An 18,946-nucleotide genomic window follows, 5' to 3' on the forward strand; every position below is an offset into this window, starting at 1 on the left:
CCGTGACCGGTTGCGAAAGCGCCGCTCACATCGTGCCGGCGTCCCGCGGTGGATTGTGCATGAACTCAAGGCGGATGCCGTTGTCGTCCTCGACGAAGGCGGCGTAGTAGCGGTCGTTGAAGCGCGGGAAGAGCTTCGGTCCGCTGACCGCCGTCCACCCGGCATCCGTCGCGATCTGGTGGAGGCGGTCGACCTCGGCGCGGGAGGCGACGGGGAAGGCGAGGTGCTGCCATCCGACCTGGCCGTGCCGGTGGGGGCCGGTGCCCGGCTCGCGGGCGGGGAAGAGGATCAGCTCCTCCTCGCCGAGGTACCAGGAGACGCCGTTGTCGGCGTCCTGCCGGGTGCAGCCGAGCGCCTGCATCACCGGGTCGAACTGGGCGATCGCGCGGGGGAGGTCGTCGACGGTGATGCCGATGTGATCGAAGAGAGGCACCGGGACATCCTATGGACGGGACGCACGGCGCGGCGGCGTGACATCCGTCTCACTGGAAAGGGCGACCCCGGGGAGAGCGCCGCGTCAGACCCGCGTGATGGCGGGCACGAGGTAGGTCTGGTCGAGGATGGCGGCGGCGGGCTCGTACATGCGCAGCACCGGCCGGAACTCGCCAGCCGGTGTGGGCAGCCAGTTGGCGCGGGCCTTCTCGTCGGCGGGCTCCGTGTGGGAGATGGTGATGACGAGCGAGCCATCATCCTCGTAGCGGATGCCGGGGGTTCGGTCGCCGATCGAGTAGCGGTCGATCGGGTTGGCGACGAGGTAGTAGTCGGGCACGTCGTACATCGTGAGCGACCAGAACGCGCCGACCGGGGGCGGCGGGCTCAGGGTGAGCGTGTAGGTGCGCTCGCCGGTGAGCCGGTCGCCGTGGTCGTCGACGTAGGTGGCGATGTAGGCGGCCTCGAAGGCCTGGTTGCCCCAGAGCCCGCCGAGGGCGGCGCCCGCGCGCTGGACGATCCGGTGCGCCGGGTCGGCGATCTTGAACGCCGGGTCGTCGAGTGAGCCGACCTCGAAGTAGTCGAGGTTGTAGTCGAACGAGTGGTAGGCGAGGTTCCAGCCGTTCACGACCGGGTTGCCGCCGCCCGACGCGACGGCGGCCTCGAGCACGGCTTTGCCCTTGGCGTAGCCGGCCTCCAGTGCGGCATCCAGCTCGGGGTCTTCGCCGTATGGGGTGGCGCCGGTCGCCGTGAGGCCGAGCGGGGCGAAGGCGGCGAGCGTGCCGGCATCGCGCGGGGCGGGCGGGAACGCCTGGCTCCACAGCCGCAGCCTGTCGAAGAACTGCAGCGCCTCGCTGCCTGTCGCCGCCTTGCTCGAGGGCAGGCCCTCGGGGGTGGCCGAGCCGATCGGGGTCAGGGTCGTGGCATCCTGCAGCGCATGCACCGCGGGCAGGTCGTCGTCGCCGGCGACCGCCCAGCGTCCGACGATCGACGCGACGCGCGTGGGCACGCGGACGACGGTCTCGCCGGGAGCCGCCTCTCCGCTCCAGCCGGGCGGGACGAGCAAATGCGTCGCGGCATCCGTGCCGGTGGCCCGATGGCCGATGTAGGCGAAGTTGTCGGTCCACGCCGAAACGAACTGCAGCACGTAATAGCGGCCCGCCGTGTCGGGCACCTCGAGCCGCACCGGGCCGACGCCGAGGTCGAGCTGCGCCATCGAGTACACCGTGTCGTTGTTGATCGTGACGAACGTGTCCTCGGGGCCGGCGAGCGCGCGGGCGTGGCTGAAACGATTCCACGGCGCGGCGGCGTTCTTTCCGACCCCGGATGTCACGTAGCGCTCGACCTGATCGAGGTTGAACACGAGGGGGAAGCCGAACAGGTAGGCCTGAGTCGCAAGGTCTTCGAGCGGGGTCGACATGGAGCCATCCTCGCGCGGCTGGGTCGGTGCTCGCCACCGGGCGTGCCGCGCGCCTAGCTTGGACGCATGACGATCTCCGAGGCCGACCTCGTCCATCTGCGCCGCGCGGTCGAGCTCGCGCGTGAAGCGCTCGACGCCGGCGACGGCCCGTTCGGGTCGGTGCTCGTCGACACGTCCGGCACGGTGCGGTTCGAAGACCGCAACCGTGAGGTGACGGCGGGGGATGCCACGCGGCATCCGGAGTTCGAGATCGCGCGCTGGGCGGCGGCGAACCTGACCGCCGACGAGCGGGCGGCGGCGACGGTGTACACGTCGGGGGAGCACTGCCGATGTGCTCGGCGGCGCACGCGTGGGTCGGGCTCGGGCGCATCGTGTACGTGGCGTCGGCCGAACAGATCAGCGGATGGCGCGCAGCGGCCGGTGCCGCGGCATCCGCTGTCGCGGTCTTGCCGATCACGGCGGTCGCGCCGGGGCTGCCGGTCGAGGGACCGGTCGACGAGCTCGTTCCCGAGGTTCGGACGCTCATCGAGCAGACGGCTCGGTCGACCTGATCGGGCGTGGCTTCACACCACCAGGCGATTGCCGCGCAGATGCGGGCCATCGGAATGCGGGGCGCCGGATCAGGCGGCGCGTTCCACCTCCACCTGCGCCTCGTTGTGGCGCAGGAACCAGGGGGTGAAGGGCGGGTCGAAACGCGCGAAACGCGGTTCGCCGCGGACCGGGAGCCCCGCGGAACTCACCCTGGCGAGCAGTTCGTCGCGGTGCCGCTCCCACGACTCCCGCGTCCAGCGACCGCTGAACCGGAGTACGGCCACCAACTGCTCCGGCACCGTCCGCAACCTCACTTCGGGACGAGTGGGGATCGGCGCCTCGGCCTCAGTGATCCCCGCCGGCAGCACGAAGGCCACGACATGCCCTTCACTGGTCCGCTCCTGCAGCACGGGCGCCGTCATCGCGATCTTCTCCGGCGACTGCACCACCGGCGCCGTCATCTCGATCGAACGGCGGGCGGCGTTCTCACCGCCGATGTAGCCGACGAGCAGGCGGAAGGCCTGATTGCCGGCATCCTCGAACGGCACGCCCCGCACCACGGTCTCGGCCACGACGTGTGACGGATAGTGGCGCACCTCCCACCCGTCATGCTCCTGGACGACGTCGAACGGCTGCTGCTCGGTCACATTGCGAGGCTACGCCCGCTTTCGAGGTCATGGCCCGTGAAGGGATGCCGTCGCCCATCCGCCGCACGTGTGGCGGAGGCCGAGTTACGCGAGGGAATCGCGAGAGATCACTGCGAGACGGTGATCGCCGCGACCTCGTCCAACGACTCGACCACGCTTTCGGGATCGATACCCGATACGCAGTTCAGTTCGAGCGTGTAAGCGTTGCTCATTCCGTGGATGCTCGGGTCGAGTGCGGTGAACACTCGGACGGCGATGAGCCACGTGGAGTCACCATCGCCGAGGAGGATGGTTCGCGTCGCAACAGTGGCTCCCGGATCTTCCTCGGGTCCTGTAAGCGCGAAGTGACCGTCGGCCACGTAGGGAGCATTTGATTCGACAGTGTCCCCGGTCAGCTCAGCAAGGAACTCATCGGATGCCGCGGCGTCGTCCGTGGCCGATGTCTCGATGACCTCCTGGATGTAGCGCGCAGTGCACGATCCATTCGCGTGCACGAATTGCACCTCGTCTTCCGGCGCCTCGGAATCGGGTGCCCAATCAGCATCGGACCCGAACGAGATCCTCCATCCGACGCTCGCCGCCGGGTCAAGTCGACTGCCGCCTTCGAAATCGAGCGTGACGAGAGCCGTCGCCGGTTCAGGTTCGGCCGTCGGAGACTCGGTATCCGATGCCGGCGACTCGCTGCCCGACGGTTCGCTCGAGGGCGGTGACCCGGTGGCGGCGACGCACGACGCGCAACCGAGCGAAACCGCAACGGTCATCATCGCGGCGAGTGCGATGCGCAAGTGCATATCGACTCCTTACTCACTCCCTGGTGTCGTAGAACCCTGTCCCCGAACCCACCCAGATTGCGAGTAGTTTCCACCTTGAAATTCGGAATTGCAGGAGTTGCTGGGCACCGCCGCGAGAGCTCTATTTCGCGCGCTTGGCGGAGACTTTGCTCGTCGGCCCAGACAGGTCGGCCTGGAAGTAATACGGGTCCGTGAGGATAGTTGCAGACGGAATGGCCGTCATCGATCCCGTCCAAAACGCGGTCGATGTCTGGCTGTCGTAGACAATTGCCGTCCACGCGTGTGGCTGCCCATCACAAATCGCTTGGCCGGGCGGCGTATAGGGGGAGGCAAAGCCATAACCCTCGGCAACGGGCTGCTTCCCCAATTGCTGTTGGAGTGTGACCTGGACGTTGAATCCGGTACCGAAGTCGCCGGTGCAGCGGAGGGTGCCGGTCACAGTCACCTTCCCGAATCGGTCTATCGTCGCTTGTGAATCAACCGAAACTGAGCCCGTAATTGGGGTGTAGGTGCGAACCTCAAAGTTGATAGGCCCCTGGCTGGGGTAACTCACGACCTGGATCAGGTAGGTTCCGCCGGCCACGGTGCGGAACGGTCCACCGCAGCCGATAAGGCCGCCGTCGACGTCATAGACCGCGACACCGGCCGAGGCTGGCCGCACCGACAAATCGCTTGCGGTGGCTGTGGTGACTGAGTACCAGACGGATCCGGTGCTGCCTCCGCAGGGTCGCTCCTCGCCGGGTTCGGTTGTGGCATTCGTGGTGTCTGCGCTCACTGAAGCGGGCAGATCGCCGACTGGTTGCGCGTTCGTCCTGTCGTCGTTGGCGGGGCGGATGAGCTCCTCAACGTCGAGGGTGAAGGTGCCCAGCGTTCCAGTGAACCCCGCCGCGCGGACGAAGTAGGTGGTGCCGGCTGTGGCATAGAAGTCGATCGACTGCGGGAAGAAGTAGCCGAGGGGGCTCTGCGTTCCGCACGCGATCGGTGTCAGAGCGTCGAGCGATGTGCCGGTATACAGGGAGAGGCCGACCGTCTGGAAGGTGATGTTGTCACTCGCTTCGGCCTTGACGGACATGTCGCGGTCGGGCGTGAACAGGTACCAGACCGATGCGCCACCACCGTTGCAAAGGTTCTCCTCGCCTTGCTCCGCCGAGGCCTCGCTCGCATCCAGTGTCTCGGAGAACGGCAGCTGTGCGATCTCGGCTGCATCGGCGAAGTTGTCGTTGGTGGGTGCCGCCGCATGAGCGGGTGTCGCCGAAAAAAGCAGGCAGGCCAGTGCTGCAACCGTCAAGGCGGAGAGCCGTTGACGCCAAGTCAGTCCATCCATCGGACAACCCCTTCTCAACGTGACACGTGCGATAGGACGCCTGACCCTCATCTACCGGGAGTAGGAGTCGTTCCGAATCGTGGGAATCCCGCGCTCTCCAGGAACGAAGGAACCGCACGAGCCGCCTATTGGAGCGGTATACCGGATGGTCCCATTCAGCGGCTCGGTCCAGCAGGTGTCGATTCCGACACTCTTTCGACACACCGCCGTTTCTGCCAATCTGATGGTGTCCGGTCGTTGCCCCCGGAGTCAGAAGGGCGCCATGAACGTTGCCGACACGCTGCAGTTCGCAGTCGAATCTGCGCATTCGATCGCTCGTGATGAGTTCGACGAGCAGGGCTTTGCCGAACGGCTCTCCGTTCTCTTCGATGCGGACGGCGGAGTCGGCGTCACGTCGATGCGGCACGCGGTGCCCGAACCCCAGATCCGCGTGGTGGTGGGCGGCGGCCCCGCCTGCTCCGAGGCAACAGCCGCTAGCGCCACCCTCTTCGCTGCCAAGCACCCTGGCATTCTTGCGCAGCAGCGTTTGGGGACCGCGAGGGCGGTCCGCGTGAGCGACGAGGTGAACCTTGATCGGTTCTGGACGACCGAGACGTGGTGGGTGATGCATCATCCCTGGAATGGTCGATACTCGCTTGGAGCCACCCTCCATCTCGGTCGGGATGCTGTGGTGTTTGTCGGCCTCAATCGCGCGAAGAGAGACTTCTCCGATGACGAAGTGCTGGCGCTGAGTCGCTTCCAGCAACCGGTCGTTGCGGCATTCCGCTATCGGCGAGCTGTGCAAGGTGCGCTTCATCAGCTTGCCTCCCTGGCCGACTCTGGCTCGCCGAAGGACACCGAGCGCGGTCAGGTCCGGGGTGCCCGGGAAGCACCAAGCCGGCGCGAGGCGGAAGTGCTTACCCTGATGGCCGCGGGGTGGACAAACACTCAGATCGCTTCCCGCCTCTTCATTACGGAACGCACCGTCCGCAAACACCTCTCATCGGTGTACGAGAAGGCTGGCCTTCCCGGTCGCGCCGCCGCCGCAGCCTGGTGGGAGCGGCAGCGCGACCTCCCTTGACACGGAATTCCTTCTGCATGCCCCAAGGTGTCCTGATCGCTGTTCCTTCATCGCGCCCTCACTCCGGACGCTCTACGGAAGCTCGGACGCATCGGTCGGCGGTGTCGCGCGCCGACGGGGGTGGCGCCGAATGGCGACGCGATCGCTTCAGGGCACGAACTGGATCGAGTACGAGACGCCTGACTCGGTTTCGGCCAGCATCACGACACATGATCCGTCGGGTCCGAGCGACGGCGGCGCTTCGAAGACGTAGTCGTACTCGAACGTAGTTGCGGAGTCGGCTGACGCAAGCTCCTTCACAGTGGGGTAACCGGGTATCACGTGATCGGCAGCAAAGGTCGGTGATTCGACGCTCGCGCCCTCGGGGATCGTGTAAATCATGTCGGGGAACCGGAAGTCGGCGTTCGGATCAGCCAGCGCGGAGCGATCTACTTCGACGGTGACGTGGCAGGCGAAATATGCGCCGTTCGCGGGCCGAGGGACCGAGGCGGCATCCGCGGCATCGGTCACGTCGACAGGCCGATCAACGCGGATCCGTGCCGCATTCTCGCCCGTCACGGTAGAGGTCAGGTCGACCCAGGATCCATAGGTCGCCCGATCAGCCTCCGGGATGAACTCCTCGATTGCGGCGCCCCAGTAGATCCGTTGCCCTCGTGCAGGCAGCAACCACGTATAGCGCGAATCCTCAGCTGAAGACCAATCGGCGTCGAAGACGTCGTAGCGGCTGTACTCGCCTTCGACGTTGAGGTCCCACCCTTTGAGCGCCTCGTATCCAGCGATCGAGAATTCGACCGGCCACGCCTCGTAACCGCTTTCGGTATCCCACCGCCGATCGGGGAGGAGGTCGGGATCGATTTCGGCTGCGTCGATGACGCGCACCGTTAGCGGAACGGCGATGTACTGATCCTCAGGGGCGGGTGCGCCTGCAGCGATGGCCTCCTGGGTGATATCGATGGGATCCCCGGCCGCCACGAGCATCGCGGGGTTCCGGGTGCCGAGAGTGCGAAGCTCCACCTCGCTGCCGTACGGGAGCGGGGCGGCTCGGGTAGTCGGAGAGTCGGCGAGCTGTTCGGAGTACAGGTCACCCGCCGACACCTGGTATCCGAACGAGAAGTACGTCACGACCGCGATGGAGACGGTCCAGATCACGCCGGCGGCGATCGAGACGGCGAGTGCGCCATGAATCATCCGCCTCGCGGCAACGAGCGACCAGATGGCGGCGACGAAGCCCGCCGCGAGGAGACCGAACGTCACCACGATCGCAAACGCTCGCCACCAGGGTGGGAAGAAGAACGCAGCGAGCTCCTTCGACGCGAGCGGTGCCACAATACCGAACGTCAACAGAACCCCGAGCCCGGAGAGAACAAGCGAAACGACGGCGGAGCGGCGCCCATTCGGAGATGGACCGGCGTCGTTCTGTGCTTCGTTGCGGACCGAGGAATCCACCGTCATGTTCATCCCTGTTCCCTCCGACGGCGACCCGAATCATCGGATTCGGATCACACAGTGCCCGCGAGGTAGGGCCGCATCCTTCTGTCTATCGGTAGCGCACCCCGGTGAGTCACCCCCCGATCGGGTGCATCCGCGAGGGCCTGCACTGGCGCGGAACAGCTTGGGTCCGCTCACCGCCGCAACCGTGAGGTGACGACGGGGGATGCCACGCGGCATCCGGAGTTCGAGATCGCGCGGTGGGCGGCGGCGAACCTGACCGCCGACGAACGGGCGGCGCGACGGTGTACACAGCGGAGTAGCGGTGCGCTTGCCGGGCGAGTCAGTCGTGCCATCCGCTGCGCTGAGGGTATGGGACTGATCAGGCGGCCGAGGCGCTGAACGAGGCGAGGCGAGTGAATCGCGTAGCGGCGGGTGCGCTTACGCTGGGCCCTGACGTGATGATGACGGAGGGGACCGCGTGGCAGAGCTGCTTCCGCTTCGTTCATGGCAACGGCGAGCGACATCGGCCGGAACAGCAGCGGGCGTGGCGCTGCTGGGCGCGCTTGCGGCCGTCGCTGCGGCGCGACTGGCGGAGCGCGGCTTCGGCAATGCGGTCATCGTCCCCGTCGGGGCGATCACCGTGCTCGCTCTCTTCGTCTTGGGTCTCGGGGCCTACCGGATGATCGGCGCGTGGCGGGACACGAGCGTGTGGGATCGCGTTCGTCACCAAGAGGGACTGGTGTTTTCGTCGGGGAGGACCCGGCGGCTTCGGGAAGCGCTTGAGCCCTATGCGGTCGTGCAGGACTCGGAATCGCTGGGCTACGACTTCACCGTGTCGTGCACGGTTACGGGTCTCACCTTCTGGGGAGGGCCGGCGCGGGAGCCCGTCGCACTGGCGGTGATCCCGTGGCGGCACGTCGTGAAGATCGCGCCGGGTCGTGTATCGATCGACACCAGGTCGAGTCAGGGACTCCACGTGTCATTGTCCTCCGGCGAACAGCTCGAGCTGCATCCGCTCGGCGAAGGACTCGTCGCTGCGTTCCCCTTCTCGACGAAGAGCCTTCTCCGTCTCAGCGCTCAGCTCAGCGCCATGCGGCATCGGTGGACGTAGCACGAGATCGTGAGCGGGCGGCGGCGGCGACGGTGTACACGTCGGGGGAGCACTGCCCGACGTGTTCGGCGGCGCACGCGTGGGTCGGGCTCGGGCGCATCGTGTACGTCGCGTCGGCCGAGCAGATCAGCGGATGGCGCGCAGAGCTCGGCGCCGCGGCATCCGCGGTCGCCGTCTTGCCGATCACGGCCGTCGCACGGGATCAGGCGGCGCGTTCCACCTCCACCTGCGCCTCGTTGTGGCGCAGGAATCAGGGGGTGAAGGGCGGGTTGAAACGCGCGAAACGCGGTTCGCCGAGGACCGGGAGCCCCGCGGAACTCACCCTGGCGAGCAGTTCGTCGCGGTGCCGCTCCCACGACTCCCGCGTCCAGCGACCGCTGAACCGGAGTACGGCCACCAGCTGCTCCGGCACTGTCCGCAACCTCACTTCGGGACGAGTGGGGATCGGCGCCTCGGCCTCAGTGATCCCCGCCGGCAGCACGAAGGCCACGACATGCCCTTCACTGGTCCGCTCCTGCAGCACGGGCGCCGTCATCGCGATCTTCTCCGGCGACTGCACTACCGGCGCCGTCATCTCGATCGAACGGCGGGCGGCGTTCTCACCGCCGATGTAGCCGACGAGCAGGCGGAAGGCCTGATTGCCGGCATCCTCGAACGGCACGCCCCGCACCACGGTCTCGGCCACGACGTGTGACGGATAGTGGCGCACCTCCCACCCGTCATGCTCCTGGGCGACCTCGAACGGCTGTTGCTCGGTCACCATCCGAGGCTACGCCCGCTTTCGACGTTGGTGAGGGCCGGCCTGCGATCCGGTCGCACTCGCCGTGATCCCATGGCGAGACATCGAGCAGATCGCACCGGGTCGCGTCTTCATCGATACACGGTCGAGTCACGGAATCCACGTGGCCCTGGCCTCCGGCGACCGGCTCGAGCTGCAGCCGCTCGGCGAAGGAATGCTCGCCGCGTTCCCGTTCTCGACGGGGAGCCTTCGGCGGCTCTGCGATCGACTCAGTGCGATGCGAGGTCGGTGGGGGTAGGCGAGAGCTTCTCGGCGGCAGGGGGATTGCGTTCCCACGCTCGAGCTATGCCGAACTGCGTACGGGCGCCCAGAGCGCGTCGGTCCCGCGCAAGGACGAAGCCGACGGTTGTCCGGTAGTCGACGTCACGTTGGGCGTTCGAGATGTCGACGCAGATGGAACCAAGGCTTGACCTCGCTGCGTTCTGTATACAAAATACTGAGTGCCGGATACGCCGGTGTGAAGACCAACGACGGAAGAGGTGGGCGCGATGCGCCGTGCGAACTCAATGACGAGGCGTCTGCTCGCAGCCGGCGCAATCAGCGTGATGACGATCGGGCTGGCTGCCTGCAGCGGGGGAGGCGGCGGCGGATCCGACGAGGACACGGTGGTCTGGTCGACGTGGGGCACCCCGGAGGAGCTGACGCGCTTCGAGGAGTTCAACCAGGACTTCATGGAGCGCCACCCCGACATCACGGTCGAGCTGCAGCCGGTCGCCAGCTACGGCGACTACCACTCCAAGCTCCTCGCGCAGCTCACGAGCGGCACGGCGCCCGATGTCTTCTACATCGGCGACGACATGCTCGGCCAGTTCGTCGACGCCGACGTCCTCCTCCCGCTCGGTGACCTCATGGAGTCGGACGCGAGCGAGACACGGCCCGATGACTTCTTCCCCGGGCTGTTCGGCGTCGCCGAGCGCGACGGCGAGTACTACGCCGCCCCCAACGACTCCAACCCGGACGTGCTCTGGTACGACAAGAGCGCTCTGGCGGCCGCCGGCATCACCGAGGATCCCGCAACGCTCGCCGAGAACGGCGAATGGACCACCGAGAAGTACCTCGAGATGAACGACAAGCTCGCCGAGGCCGGGCTCATCGGCTCCATGTTCTGGAACTACTGGGCGACGCATTACAGCTGGATCTCGGCACAGGGCGGAACCGCCTACGACGACTCGGGCGAGTTCGTCGGCAACACCGACCCAGCCACGGTCGACGCCGTCACCACGCTCGGCGACTACTTCCAGGACGGCACCTTCGTCGTCGCCGACACGATGCCGGAGGGCGCCGGAGCCGACAGCGAGTTCGTCACGCACGGTGCGGGGTTCTTCGTGCAGGGCCGCTACACGATCGGCACCGTGATGAGCGCGGGCGTCGAGGACGACTACGACATCGTCCGCTGGCCCACCCCCGACGGCGCCGAGGCCTCCACCGGCGTGGCCGCGTCGTACCTGGCGATCAACGGCCGCACCGAGGCGAAGGATGCCGCGTTCACGTTCTGGACCGAATTCCTCTCGGCCGAGGGGCAGACGTTCCGCCTCCAGGGCGGCGGCAACGCCGTGCCCTCGATCGCGGGTGCCGACGACGTCGTGCTCGAGGACGGCTACCCGGCGCACGCGCGGACCTTCCTCGACATGCGCGACATCGGGTTCGCCAACCACCCCGCCGAGGCACGCGTGCCGGGCCTGTCGAGCGACATCAGCGCGCTGTTCCTCGAGCTCTACCAGGGCAAGGCCGACGCGCAGGCGACGCTCGACGCCGTGGCCGAGCTCGTCGCCGAGAAGTCGGGGGAGTGAGTCGACCCATGGCGATCACGACGGGCGGCGCGACCGGGACCCCGGTCGCGCCGCCCGCGCCCGCAACACCGCCCGCCGGCTCCGCGACGAGCAGTCCCCGCACGTCGAGTTCGGACGGAACCGGCCCGCGGCGCGAAGCGGCCTGGCGTCGCCGCGACCGCCGCTGGGGATACGTCTTCGTCGCCCCGCAGCTCGTCGGCATGGCCCTGTTCGTGCTGCTGCCGTTCGTCGCGAGCCTCGTCCTGGCGTTCGCGTCATGGAACGGCCTCACCGAGCTCGAATGGGTCGGCTTCGAGAACTTCACGGCGCAGCTCCAAGACGAACTGCTCCTGCGATCGATCGTGAACACGCTGCTCATCGCCCTCATCACGGTGCCAGTGGGCCTCGGCATCGCGGTCGTCATCGCCGTCGCGCTCGAGCGGCTGCGCACGCGCACGCTCTACCTCATCCTGTTCTTCGCTCCCGTGGTCACCAGCACGGTCGCGGTCGCGATGATCTGGCAGCAGCTCTTCCGCGCCGACGGGGTGCTGAGCACCACGATCGCGAGCGTGTTCGGCGTCGCCCCGCCCGACTGGCTCAACGACCCGCGCCTCGCGCTCCTCGCGGTGTGCATCGTGTCGATCTGGTCGTCGCTCGGGTTGAACGTGATCATCTTCCTCGCCGGGCTGCAGAACATCTCGCCGTCGGTGATCGAGGCCGCGCGCATCGACGGGGCCGGCGCATGGCGGCTCTTCAGCAGCATCCGCTTGCCGCTGCTTTCGCCGATCGTGTTCTTCTCGTCGATCGTGGCGTTCATCTCGTCGCTGCAGACGTTCGACACGGTGTTCGTGCTCACCGCGAACGCGGGCCCCGACAACGCGACCCGCACAATCGTCTACCACATCTACGACCTGGGCTTCGGACGGTTCGAGTTCGGTCCGTCCAGCGCCGCCTCCGTGATCCTGCTGCTGCTGACCCTCGTCATCACCGCGATCCAGTTCGGCGCGCAGAAGAAGTTCGTCCACTACGAGGATGACGCCGCATGACCGCCGCAGACCTGACCCCGCCGCTCGTCGGCGATCCGGACCTCGAGAGCGGGGGCGACCACGGCGCCGGCCCTCGTCCCGGACGCGACCGCACCCGCCGAACCGTCGGCCGGGTCCTCATCCACGCTGCCCTCGTCGTCGCGGGCCTCGCGATGGTGTTCCCCTTCGTCTGGATGCTGCTGACCTCGTTCAAGACACTGCCGCAGCTGCTGCAGGACCCGCTGAGCTTCTGGCCCGACCCGTGGACGCTCGACAAGTACGTCGACGCGTGGAACGCCGTGCCCTTCGCGCAGGCGTACCTGAACAGCATCTACATCTGCGTGCTGGCCGTCGTGGGCACGCTGCTCACCGCGTCGATGGCGGGCTACGCGTTCGCCCGGATCCGCTTCCGCGGCAGCCGCGTGCTCTTCATCGTGTTCTTGGCGACGCAGATGATCCCCAAGCAGGTCACGCTGATCCCGTTCTACCTGCTGATGGCCGAGTTCGGATGGGTCGACTCCCACCTCTCGCTCATCGTGCCGGCGATGCTCGTGAACCCCTTCGCCGTGTTCCTCATGCGCCAGTTCGTGCTCAGCCTGCCGAAGGAGCTGGAGGAGGCCGCGCTCGTCGACGGCGCGGGTCGCTGGCGCACGTTCTGGACGATCATCCTGCCGAACCTCAAGCCCGGCCTCGGCGCGCTCGGCATCATCGTCGCGCTCGACGTGTGGAACAGCTTCCTGTTCCCGCTCGTGCTGCTGAACTCGCCCGACCTGTTCACCGTGCCCCTCCTGCTCGCGAGCTTCCGCGGTCAGTTCGGCTCGGTCGACTACGGGCTCGTGATGGCGGCGTCGGCGCTCGCCACGATCCCCATGCTCGTGGCCTTCGTGATCGGGCAGCGCCGAATCCTGAACAGCATGGCCGCGTCCGGGCTGGGCGGCCGATGAGCGTCACGCCGGTGTCGACGCGTCGTGTCGTGGGGCGAGCGGATGCCGCATCCGCCGCCGAACACGCGGGCGCCCACCTCGACCTCGTCGGGGCACCGTTCACGCTGCCGCGCTCGCGCATCCTGATCCTGCGCGACGGCGACCGGCTGCGCGTGCACACCTCGGAGTACGAACGCTCGCTGGCCGAGTGCGTCGCGATGGATGCGCTCGAGATGTGCGACGCCGCCGGCGTGACGATGCCCGTCACGCGGGTGCTGCCGCACGCGATCGAGTTCGGTGAGAGCGTCACGCTCACCTTCGCCGGCCCGTCGGCGTGGTCGGTCGGCGTGGGGAGCGGCGATCGTGCCCTGGTGCGGTGGACGCGACGGGCCGGCGAGGAGCCGGAGGAGCTCCCGATCGGCGGGCGGCACCCGGCGTCCGTCATGTTCAGACTCGATCGGTCGCGCGAGGTCGAGTTCACGCGGTCGGACGACCACGCCGAACACCTCGAAGCGACCCGGCAGGTGTGGCTCGACTGGTTCGCGACGTGCCCGATCGTGCGACCGGGCCTTCAGGACATGGCGGCGTTCTGCTGGTGGGTCCTCGGCGCCAACATCGTCGAGCTGCCGCAGCTCGGCGACGCGCGCGCCGTCGTCCCGTCGAAGATCGGGTACGTCGGCCTGTGGCAGTGGGACGCCTACTTCATCGCCGTGGGCCTGCGCCACGGGGACCCGGAACTGGCGCGCGAGCAGCTCGACCTCGCACTCCGGTTCCCCACCGCCGAGGGGCAGTTGCCGGACGTGGTCCACGAGGAGGGGGTGCTGGCGAGCAGCGACGACCTGCCCGCCGCCGACCGGGAGACGCTCCGGCGCGCCGGCTCCGCCGTCGCCGACCCGTCGGCGCCGGTCCCGCTGACCAAGCCGCCGCTGGCGGCGTGGGCGCTGCGCAAAGTACTCGAGGCCGACCGCGACGCGTCCGCCGACTGGGCGCGACGCATGATCGCCACCATCCGCCGCTCGCAGGACTGGTGGTTCACCCACTCCGACCTCGACGGAGACGGACTGCCCGAGTACGGGCACCCGTACTCGTCGGGTCTCGACGACAGCCCGGTGTTCGACGGTCCGCTGCCGACGACGACGCCGGACCTCGCCGCCTACCTCATCCGGCAGGACCTCGAGCTCGCCGCGCTCGTCGAACGGTGGGGCGCCGAGCCGGAGCCCGCCGCAGGCCGCGCGGCCGCGGCATCCGCTCACCGCGAGCGCGCGAGGCGGACGCTCGAATGCCTGCTCACGCTCTGGGACGAGCCCAGTGGCCGGTTCCGGTCGCTCGCCGCGGGCGCGCCCATCGAGAGCGACACGATCGTCGGACTGATGCCGTTGCTGACCGGCGAGCTGCCGGAGACGGTCGTCGACGTGCTCGTGGCCGCCCTCGACGACCCCGACCGGTTCGCCACGCCCTGGCCGATCCCGACGGTGGCCGTCGGCGATCCCGACCACACCCCGCAGCGGATGTGGCGCGGTCCTGTCTGGGTGAACACCAACGCACTGATCGTGGAGGGTCTCGAGCGATCCGGCCACTCGGACCGTGCTCGCCGACTCGCCGAGCGCACCGTCGAGCTCGTCATGCACGCCGGCGGACCGCACGAGTACTTCGACCCGTACACCGGCGAACGCGCCGCGAGCGCCACCACTGCGTTCGGTTGGTCGGCCGCCCTCTTCATCGACCTCGCGGTTGCGCTGTCGCACGACGCCTGAGCACCCGCACCCGCGCCGGCGCCCGCCGACGCATCCCCCCACCGACGAAGGAGTCACATGAAACGCCTCACCCTGCTCGCACCCGTCGCCGCACTCGCCCTGCTCTCCGGCTGCGCGATGGGCGGCACGGGCAGCGCCGCACCCGTCCAGCTCGATCCCGATGCGACGCCGGCCGGCGAGATCACGGTGTGGTCGTGGGATGTCGCCGCAACCGCGCTCGACCGCCTCGCCGAGGAGTTCGAGGCCGAGCACCCGGGTACGTCGGTCGAGGTCGTCGACGTCGGCTACGACAACGCTTACGACAAGCTCTCCGTCGGTCTGCAGGCGGGAAGCGGACTGCCCGACGTCGTCACCATCGAGACCGACCGGGCCCCGGGCTACATCGCCGAGTTCCCGGCCGGACTCGTCGACCTCACGCCGGTCTTCGCAGAGCACGAGTCGGACTTCGACCCGTTCAAGTGGTCGGCCCATTCCGACGAGGACGGGGCACTGAAGATCGTGCCGTGGGACTCGGGCACGGTCGCCCTGTTCTACCGCGCCGACTACTTCGAGGCGGCCGGCATCGATCCGGCCGACGTCGAGACCTGGGACGACCTCGTCGAGGCGGGCGAGCGGATCAAGGCGGAGACCGGCCACACGCTGCTCTCGCTCGACGTCGCCACCGGCGGCGGATTCCAGATGCTCCTGCAGCAGCAGGGCCAGGGCCTCTTCGACGAGAACGGCGACATCACCGTCGCTTCGCCGGAGGCGGTCGAAGCGCTGACCCTCCTGCAGACCATGAACGAGCGCGGGCTGCTCAAGAACGTCAAGGGCTGGGACGGCCGCGTCACCTCCGCCAAGAGCGGCGACTCCGCCGTCACGCCCGAGGCCGTCTGGTGGATCGGGACGCTGCTCGGGGATGCGCCCGAACTCGCCGGAACCTACGGCGTCACCGAGCTGCCGGCCTTCGAGGAAGGCGGCGTGCGCACCTCGAACTCCGGCGGCTCCGGGCTCGCGATCCCCGCGCAGGCGGAGAACCCCGACCTCGCGGCCGCGTTCATCGAGTACGTGCTGGCCGACGCCGACCGCCAGGCCTCGATGATGGCCGAGGAGGGACTGTTCCCCTCCTACCTGCCCGCGCTCGAGGACGAGTACTTCTCGGCACCGCAGGACTACTTCGGCGGCCAGGCGGTCTACGAGCTGTTCGCCGAGCAGACGGCGCAGATCCCGAGCATCACGTTCACGACCGACAACGCCGAAGCGACCGACATCGTCGGCAACGCGGTCGTCGCCGCCGTGCTGAACGGCGCCGACCCGGCGACAGTGCTGCAGGACGCGGCGGCGCAGATCGCCACCGCGACCGGCCGCGAGATCGCCGAGTAGCCGTGGCCTCCACCTCACTCGCGCTCCGCGAGCGAGGCGGGGTCGGGACGACACGCCGTCGGGCGCTGGGGCGCAGGCTCCAGCGCCCGGGGGCGTGGTTCACGCTTCCGGCCGCGCTGCTGCTCGCCGTCTTCTTCGCCTACCCGCTCGCGACCTCGTTGTGGCAGAGCCTGCACGCGACATCCGGCGGCATCACGACCTGGGTGGGATTCGACCAGTACGCCCGACTGTTCCGGGACCCGCTCGTGGGCAAGAGCCTGCTCAACGCCGGAATGATCCTCGTGGTCCAGGTGCCGCTCATGATCGCGCTCGCCGTGGGACTGGCCTACCTCCTGAACCAGGCGTGGCTGCGGTTCCGGGCGGGATTCCGCCTGCTGGTCTTCCTGCCCGCGGTCACCACGCTCGTCGCGTACGCCGTCGTGTTCCGGGTCATGCTCGCCACCGACGGCGGCGCGATCAACCAGCTCATCGGCCTCGTCGGTATCGCACCCGTCGACTGGCTGAACGACGAGTGGTGGGCGCGCGTCGCGCTCATCGCGGCGATCACCTGGCGCTGGACGGGCTACAACATGGTGATCATCCTCGCCGGACTCCAGTCCATCCCGGCCGAGCTCTACGAGGCCGCACGGATCGACGGCGCGGGGCGCTGGCAGACGTTCACCAGGGTCGTGCTGCCGCAGTTGCATCCCGTGCTCATCTTCACGACGGTGACCTCGACCATCGGCGCGCTCCAGCTCTTCGACGAGAACTGGATCCTGACCGAGGGCGGCCCGAACGACGCCACACTCACGCCGGTGCTCTACCTCTACAAGGTCGGCTTCCGGCAGTTCGACTTCAGCTACGCCTCCGCGATCGCGTGGCTGCTCGTCGGGATCACCGCCGTCATCGCGGTCGTCCAATTCCGGCTCATGAGGGAGAAGCCATGACCGTCGTCTCGACCCGGTCGACCGCGCGGGCAGCGAGCCCCTCGCCTGCGCCGTCCCCGCCCGCAGCGCCCGGATCCCGCATCCGCCGTGCGGTCCTCCGCGCGCCCGTCTACGTCGCGCTCGCCGTGGCCGCCGTCATCTCGGTGCTGCCGTTCGCCTGGATGATCGTCGCCTCGACGCACACCACGGCCGAGCTCTTCGCCACGCCCCTGCCCGTGCTCCCGGGAGGTGAGTTCTGGACCAATCTCGCCCGCCTCGAGGAGTCGGTGCAGTTCGGGCGCGTCATGCTGAACAGCGCGCTCATCGCCGTGGTCTATACCGTGTTCAGCTCGATCGTGAGCCTCATGTGCGGCTACGGCCTGGCGACCTACCGGTTCCGGGGCCGCGGGGTGCTGCTCGGCGTCGTGCTCGTGACGATGATGATCCCGATGCAGGTGCTGCTCGTGCCGCTGTTCCAGATGATGGCGAGCGCCGGACTGATCGACACCTTTCAGGCCGTGATCCTGCCGTTCCTCGCCAACGCATTCGGCATCTTCCTCATGCGCCAGGCGTTCCTGGACTTCCCCGTCTCGCTCATCGAGGCCGCCCGCATCGACGGAGCGAACGAACTGCGGACCTTCTACCGGATCGTGCTGCCGGTCGCGCGCCCGCAGATCGCGGCCCTGATCATCTACACCTTCATCAGCCAGTGGAACGCGTTCATCTGGCCGCTGTTGATGCTGAACACTGAGTCGAACTACACGGTGCCCGTCGCGCTCAACACGATGATCGGGCTCTCCCGTGTCGACTACTCGGGGCTCATGCTCGGGTCGCTGCTCGCGACGCTCCCGCTGATGCTGCTCTTCCTGGTCTTCCAGCGGCAGTTCGTGGCGGGCCTGCTCGGGGGAGCCGTGAAGGGGTGACCTCGTGCGCGGCGGCGAGGTGACGGGTCCGGTGCGCCGGGCCCGCGCCTCGTCAGGCGCTGAAGTACGCGCTCGAGGCGTTCTCGACGATGCGGCGCATGCCGTTCATCCAGTTCGCCTTCAGGGCGACGGATGCCGCGGCCACGTCGCCTCGGGCGAGGTGCCGGGCGATCTCGGCGTGCTCGGCCGCGACCCGCTCGATCATCACGTCGTTGGGCACGAGGAGCGACTCGTACCGGTGGAACGCGCCGCGCGTGCTCTCGATGACCTCGAGCAGGCGTCGGTTCGGGCAGGCGGAGAGCATGATCGAGTGCCATTCGTCGTCCTTCGTGACGACGAGGGCGTGCTCGACCACCTCCTGCTGGAACTCCGCGCTCAGTGCCTCGAGCCGCCGGCCGATGGCCTTCAGCTCGTCGCGGGGGGTCAGCTCGAGGGCGAGGGTCTCGAGCGCGGCCATGACCGGGGCGAGCTCCTCGAACTCGGTCGCGGAGAGCGGGACGAAGCGGAAGCCCTTGCCGTTCTCGCTGGTGATCTGCCCCTCGCTCTCGAGCGCGATGAGCGCCTCGCGGAGCGGGGTCCGGCTGACGCCGAGCTCGGCGGCGAGCTGCACCTCGTTGATGCCCTCGCCGGGGCTCACCTGCCCGGCGCGCATGCGGGCGAGCAGCTCGTCGCGCACCTGGGAACGCAGGTTCTTGCGTTCGATCGCCATCCATCCTCCAGCCGGTCGGGCCGACGCCGTAAG

Annotated in this window: 18 protein-coding genes; 10 read left to right on the forward strand and 8 right to left on the reverse strand. The window is 68.3% G+C overall.

Features of this window, described 5'->3' with window-relative positions; all coding sequences use genetic code 11:
- Positions 1–25 precede the first annotated feature (25 nt).
- A complete protein-coding gene (locus tag WBQ80_RS11625) occupies positions 26–433 on the reverse strand; it encodes a VOC family protein (RefSeq protein ID WP_336573372.1) in 408 nt (135 codons plus the stop codon).
- Between the two features lie 84 nt (positions 434–517).
- A complete protein-coding gene (locus tag WBQ80_RS11630; protein ID WP_336573373.1) occupies positions 518–1,849 on the reverse strand; it encodes a DUF1254 domain-containing protein in 1,332 nt (443 codons plus the stop codon).
- Positions 1,850–2,178: 329 nt separating this feature from the next.
- Here WBQ80_RS11630 and WBQ80_RS11635 point away from each other — a divergent pair, with 329 nt between their 5' ends.
- Entirely contained in the window at positions 2,179–2,400 is a 222-nt protein-coding gene (locus WBQ80_RS11635; RefSeq protein WP_336573374.1) for a hypothetical protein, read from the forward strand.
- A gap of 69 nt (positions 2,401–2,469) precedes the next feature.
- On the opposite strand, the gene WBQ80_RS11640 is transcribed toward WBQ80_RS11635, so the two are convergent.
- From WBQ80_RS11640 to WBQ80_RS11650, 3 genes are all read right to left on the reverse strand, one after another.
- Positions 2,470–3,027 (reverse strand): SOUL family heme-binding protein, encoded by a 558-nt coding sequence (locus WBQ80_RS11640; RefSeq protein ID WP_336573375.1) that lies wholly within the window; start codon positions 3,025–3,027, stop codon positions 2,470–2,472.
- A gap of 107 nt (positions 3,028–3,134) precedes the next feature.
- Positions 3,135–3,818, reverse strand: coding sequence for a hypothetical protein (locus WBQ80_RS11645; protein WP_336573376.1), 684 nt, complete (start codon positions 3,816–3,818; stop codon positions 3,135–3,137).
- Between the two features lie 121 nt (positions 3,819–3,939).
- Positions 3,940–5,142 carry a DUF6299 family protein gene (locus WBQ80_RS11650; protein ID WP_336573377.1) on the reverse strand — a complete coding sequence of 401 codons (1,203 nt, stop codon included), beginning with the start codon at positions 5,140–5,142 and terminating at the stop codon, positions 3,940–3,942.
- Positions 5,143–5,404: 262 nt separating this feature from the next.
- Between WBQ80_RS11650 and WBQ80_RS11655 the strand changes: the two genes are divergently transcribed.
- Positions 5,405–6,202 (forward strand): helix-turn-helix transcriptional regulator, encoded by a 798-nt coding sequence (locus WBQ80_RS11655; RefSeq protein WP_336573378.1) that lies wholly within the window; start codon positions 5,405–5,407, stop codon positions 6,200–6,202.
- Between the two features lie 147 nt (positions 6,203–6,349).
- Here the strand turns inward: WBQ80_RS11655 and WBQ80_RS11660 are convergent, their stop codons facing one another.
- Entirely contained in the window at positions 6,350–7,660 is a 1,311-nt protein-coding gene (locus tag WBQ80_RS11660) for a hypothetical protein (RefSeq protein ID WP_336573379.1), read from the reverse strand.
- Between the two features lie 451 nt (positions 7,661–8,111).
- Here WBQ80_RS11660 and WBQ80_RS11665 point away from each other — a divergent pair, with 451 nt between their 5' ends.
- The gene (locus tag WBQ80_RS11665; protein ID WP_336573380.1) at positions 8,112–8,744 is read left to right on the forward strand and encodes a hypothetical protein; all 633 of its coding nucleotides are present in this window, start codon (positions 8,112–8,114) and stop codon (positions 8,742–8,744) included.
- A 250-nt stretch (positions 8,745–8,994) separates the two neighbouring features.
- On the opposite strand, the gene WBQ80_RS11675 is transcribed toward WBQ80_RS11665, so the two are convergent.
- Positions 8,995–9,507 (reverse strand): SOUL family heme-binding protein, encoded by a 513-nt coding sequence (locus tag WBQ80_RS11675; protein ID WP_336573381.1) that lies wholly within the window; start codon positions 9,505–9,507, stop codon positions 8,995–8,997.
- A gap of 641 nt (positions 9,508–10,148) precedes the next feature.
- On the opposite strand from WBQ80_RS11675, the gene WBQ80_RS11680 reads away from it, so the two are divergent.
- From WBQ80_RS11680 to WBQ80_RS11710, 7 genes are read left to right on the forward strand one after another with little or no spacing between them, the layout of a single operon-like run.
- Positions 10,149–11,333, forward strand: coding sequence for an ABC transporter substrate-binding protein (locus WBQ80_RS11680; protein ID WP_336573382.1), 1,185 nt, complete (start codon positions 10,149–10,151; stop codon positions 11,331–11,333).
- 8 nt (positions 11,334–11,341) lie between these two features.
- A complete protein-coding gene (locus tag WBQ80_RS11685; protein ID WP_337282562.1) occupies positions 11,342–12,358 on the forward strand; it encodes a carbohydrate ABC transporter permease in 1,017 nt (338 codons plus the stop codon).
- Positions 12,355–13,281 carry a carbohydrate ABC transporter permease gene (locus WBQ80_RS11690; RefSeq protein ID WP_336571807.1) on the forward strand — a complete coding sequence of 309 codons (927 nt, stop codon included), beginning with the start codon at positions 12,355–12,357 and terminating at the stop codon, positions 13,279–13,281. Before WBQ80_RS11685 ends, WBQ80_RS11690 begins: the two co-directional genes overlap by 4 nt.
- On the forward strand, positions 13,278–15,014 hold the full coding sequence (locus WBQ80_RS11695; protein WP_337282563.1) for an amylo-alpha-1,6-glucosidase: 1,737 nt from the start codon (positions 13,278–13,280) through the stop codon (positions 15,012–15,014). The genes WBQ80_RS11690 and WBQ80_RS11695 overlap by 4 nt, the downstream gene beginning before the upstream one ends.
- Positions 15,015–15,071: 57 nt before the next feature.
- A complete protein-coding gene (locus WBQ80_RS11700; RefSeq protein ID WP_336571805.1) occupies positions 15,072–16,376 on the forward strand; it encodes an ABC transporter substrate-binding protein in 1,305 nt (434 codons plus the stop codon).
- Between the two features lie 2 nt (positions 16,377–16,378).
- Entirely contained in the window at positions 16,379–17,302 is a 924-nt protein-coding gene (locus tag WBQ80_RS11705) for a carbohydrate ABC transporter permease (RefSeq protein WP_336571804.1), read from the forward strand.
- Positions 17,299–18,204: a carbohydrate ABC transporter permease gene (locus tag WBQ80_RS11710; protein WP_336571803.1), complete on the forward strand. Its 906-nt coding sequence runs from the start codon at positions 17,299–17,301 to the stop codon at positions 18,202–18,204. Before WBQ80_RS11705 ends, WBQ80_RS11710 begins: the two co-directional genes overlap by 4 nt.
- A gap of 52 nt (positions 18,205–18,256) precedes the next feature.
- On the opposite strand, the gene WBQ80_RS11715 is transcribed toward WBQ80_RS11710, so the two are convergent.
- Positions 18,257–18,913 (reverse strand): GntR family transcriptional regulator, encoded by a 657-nt coding sequence (locus tag WBQ80_RS11715; protein ID WP_336571802.1) that lies wholly within the window; start codon positions 18,911–18,913, stop codon positions 18,257–18,259.
- Positions 18,914–18,946: the final 33 nt, after the last annotated feature.

This window comes from Agromyces sp. CCNWLW213, from assembly GCF_037199545.1.
In the GTDB taxonomy this organism is placed as follows: domain Bacteria; phylum Actinomycetota; class Actinomycetes; order Actinomycetales; family Microbacteriaceae; genus Agromyces.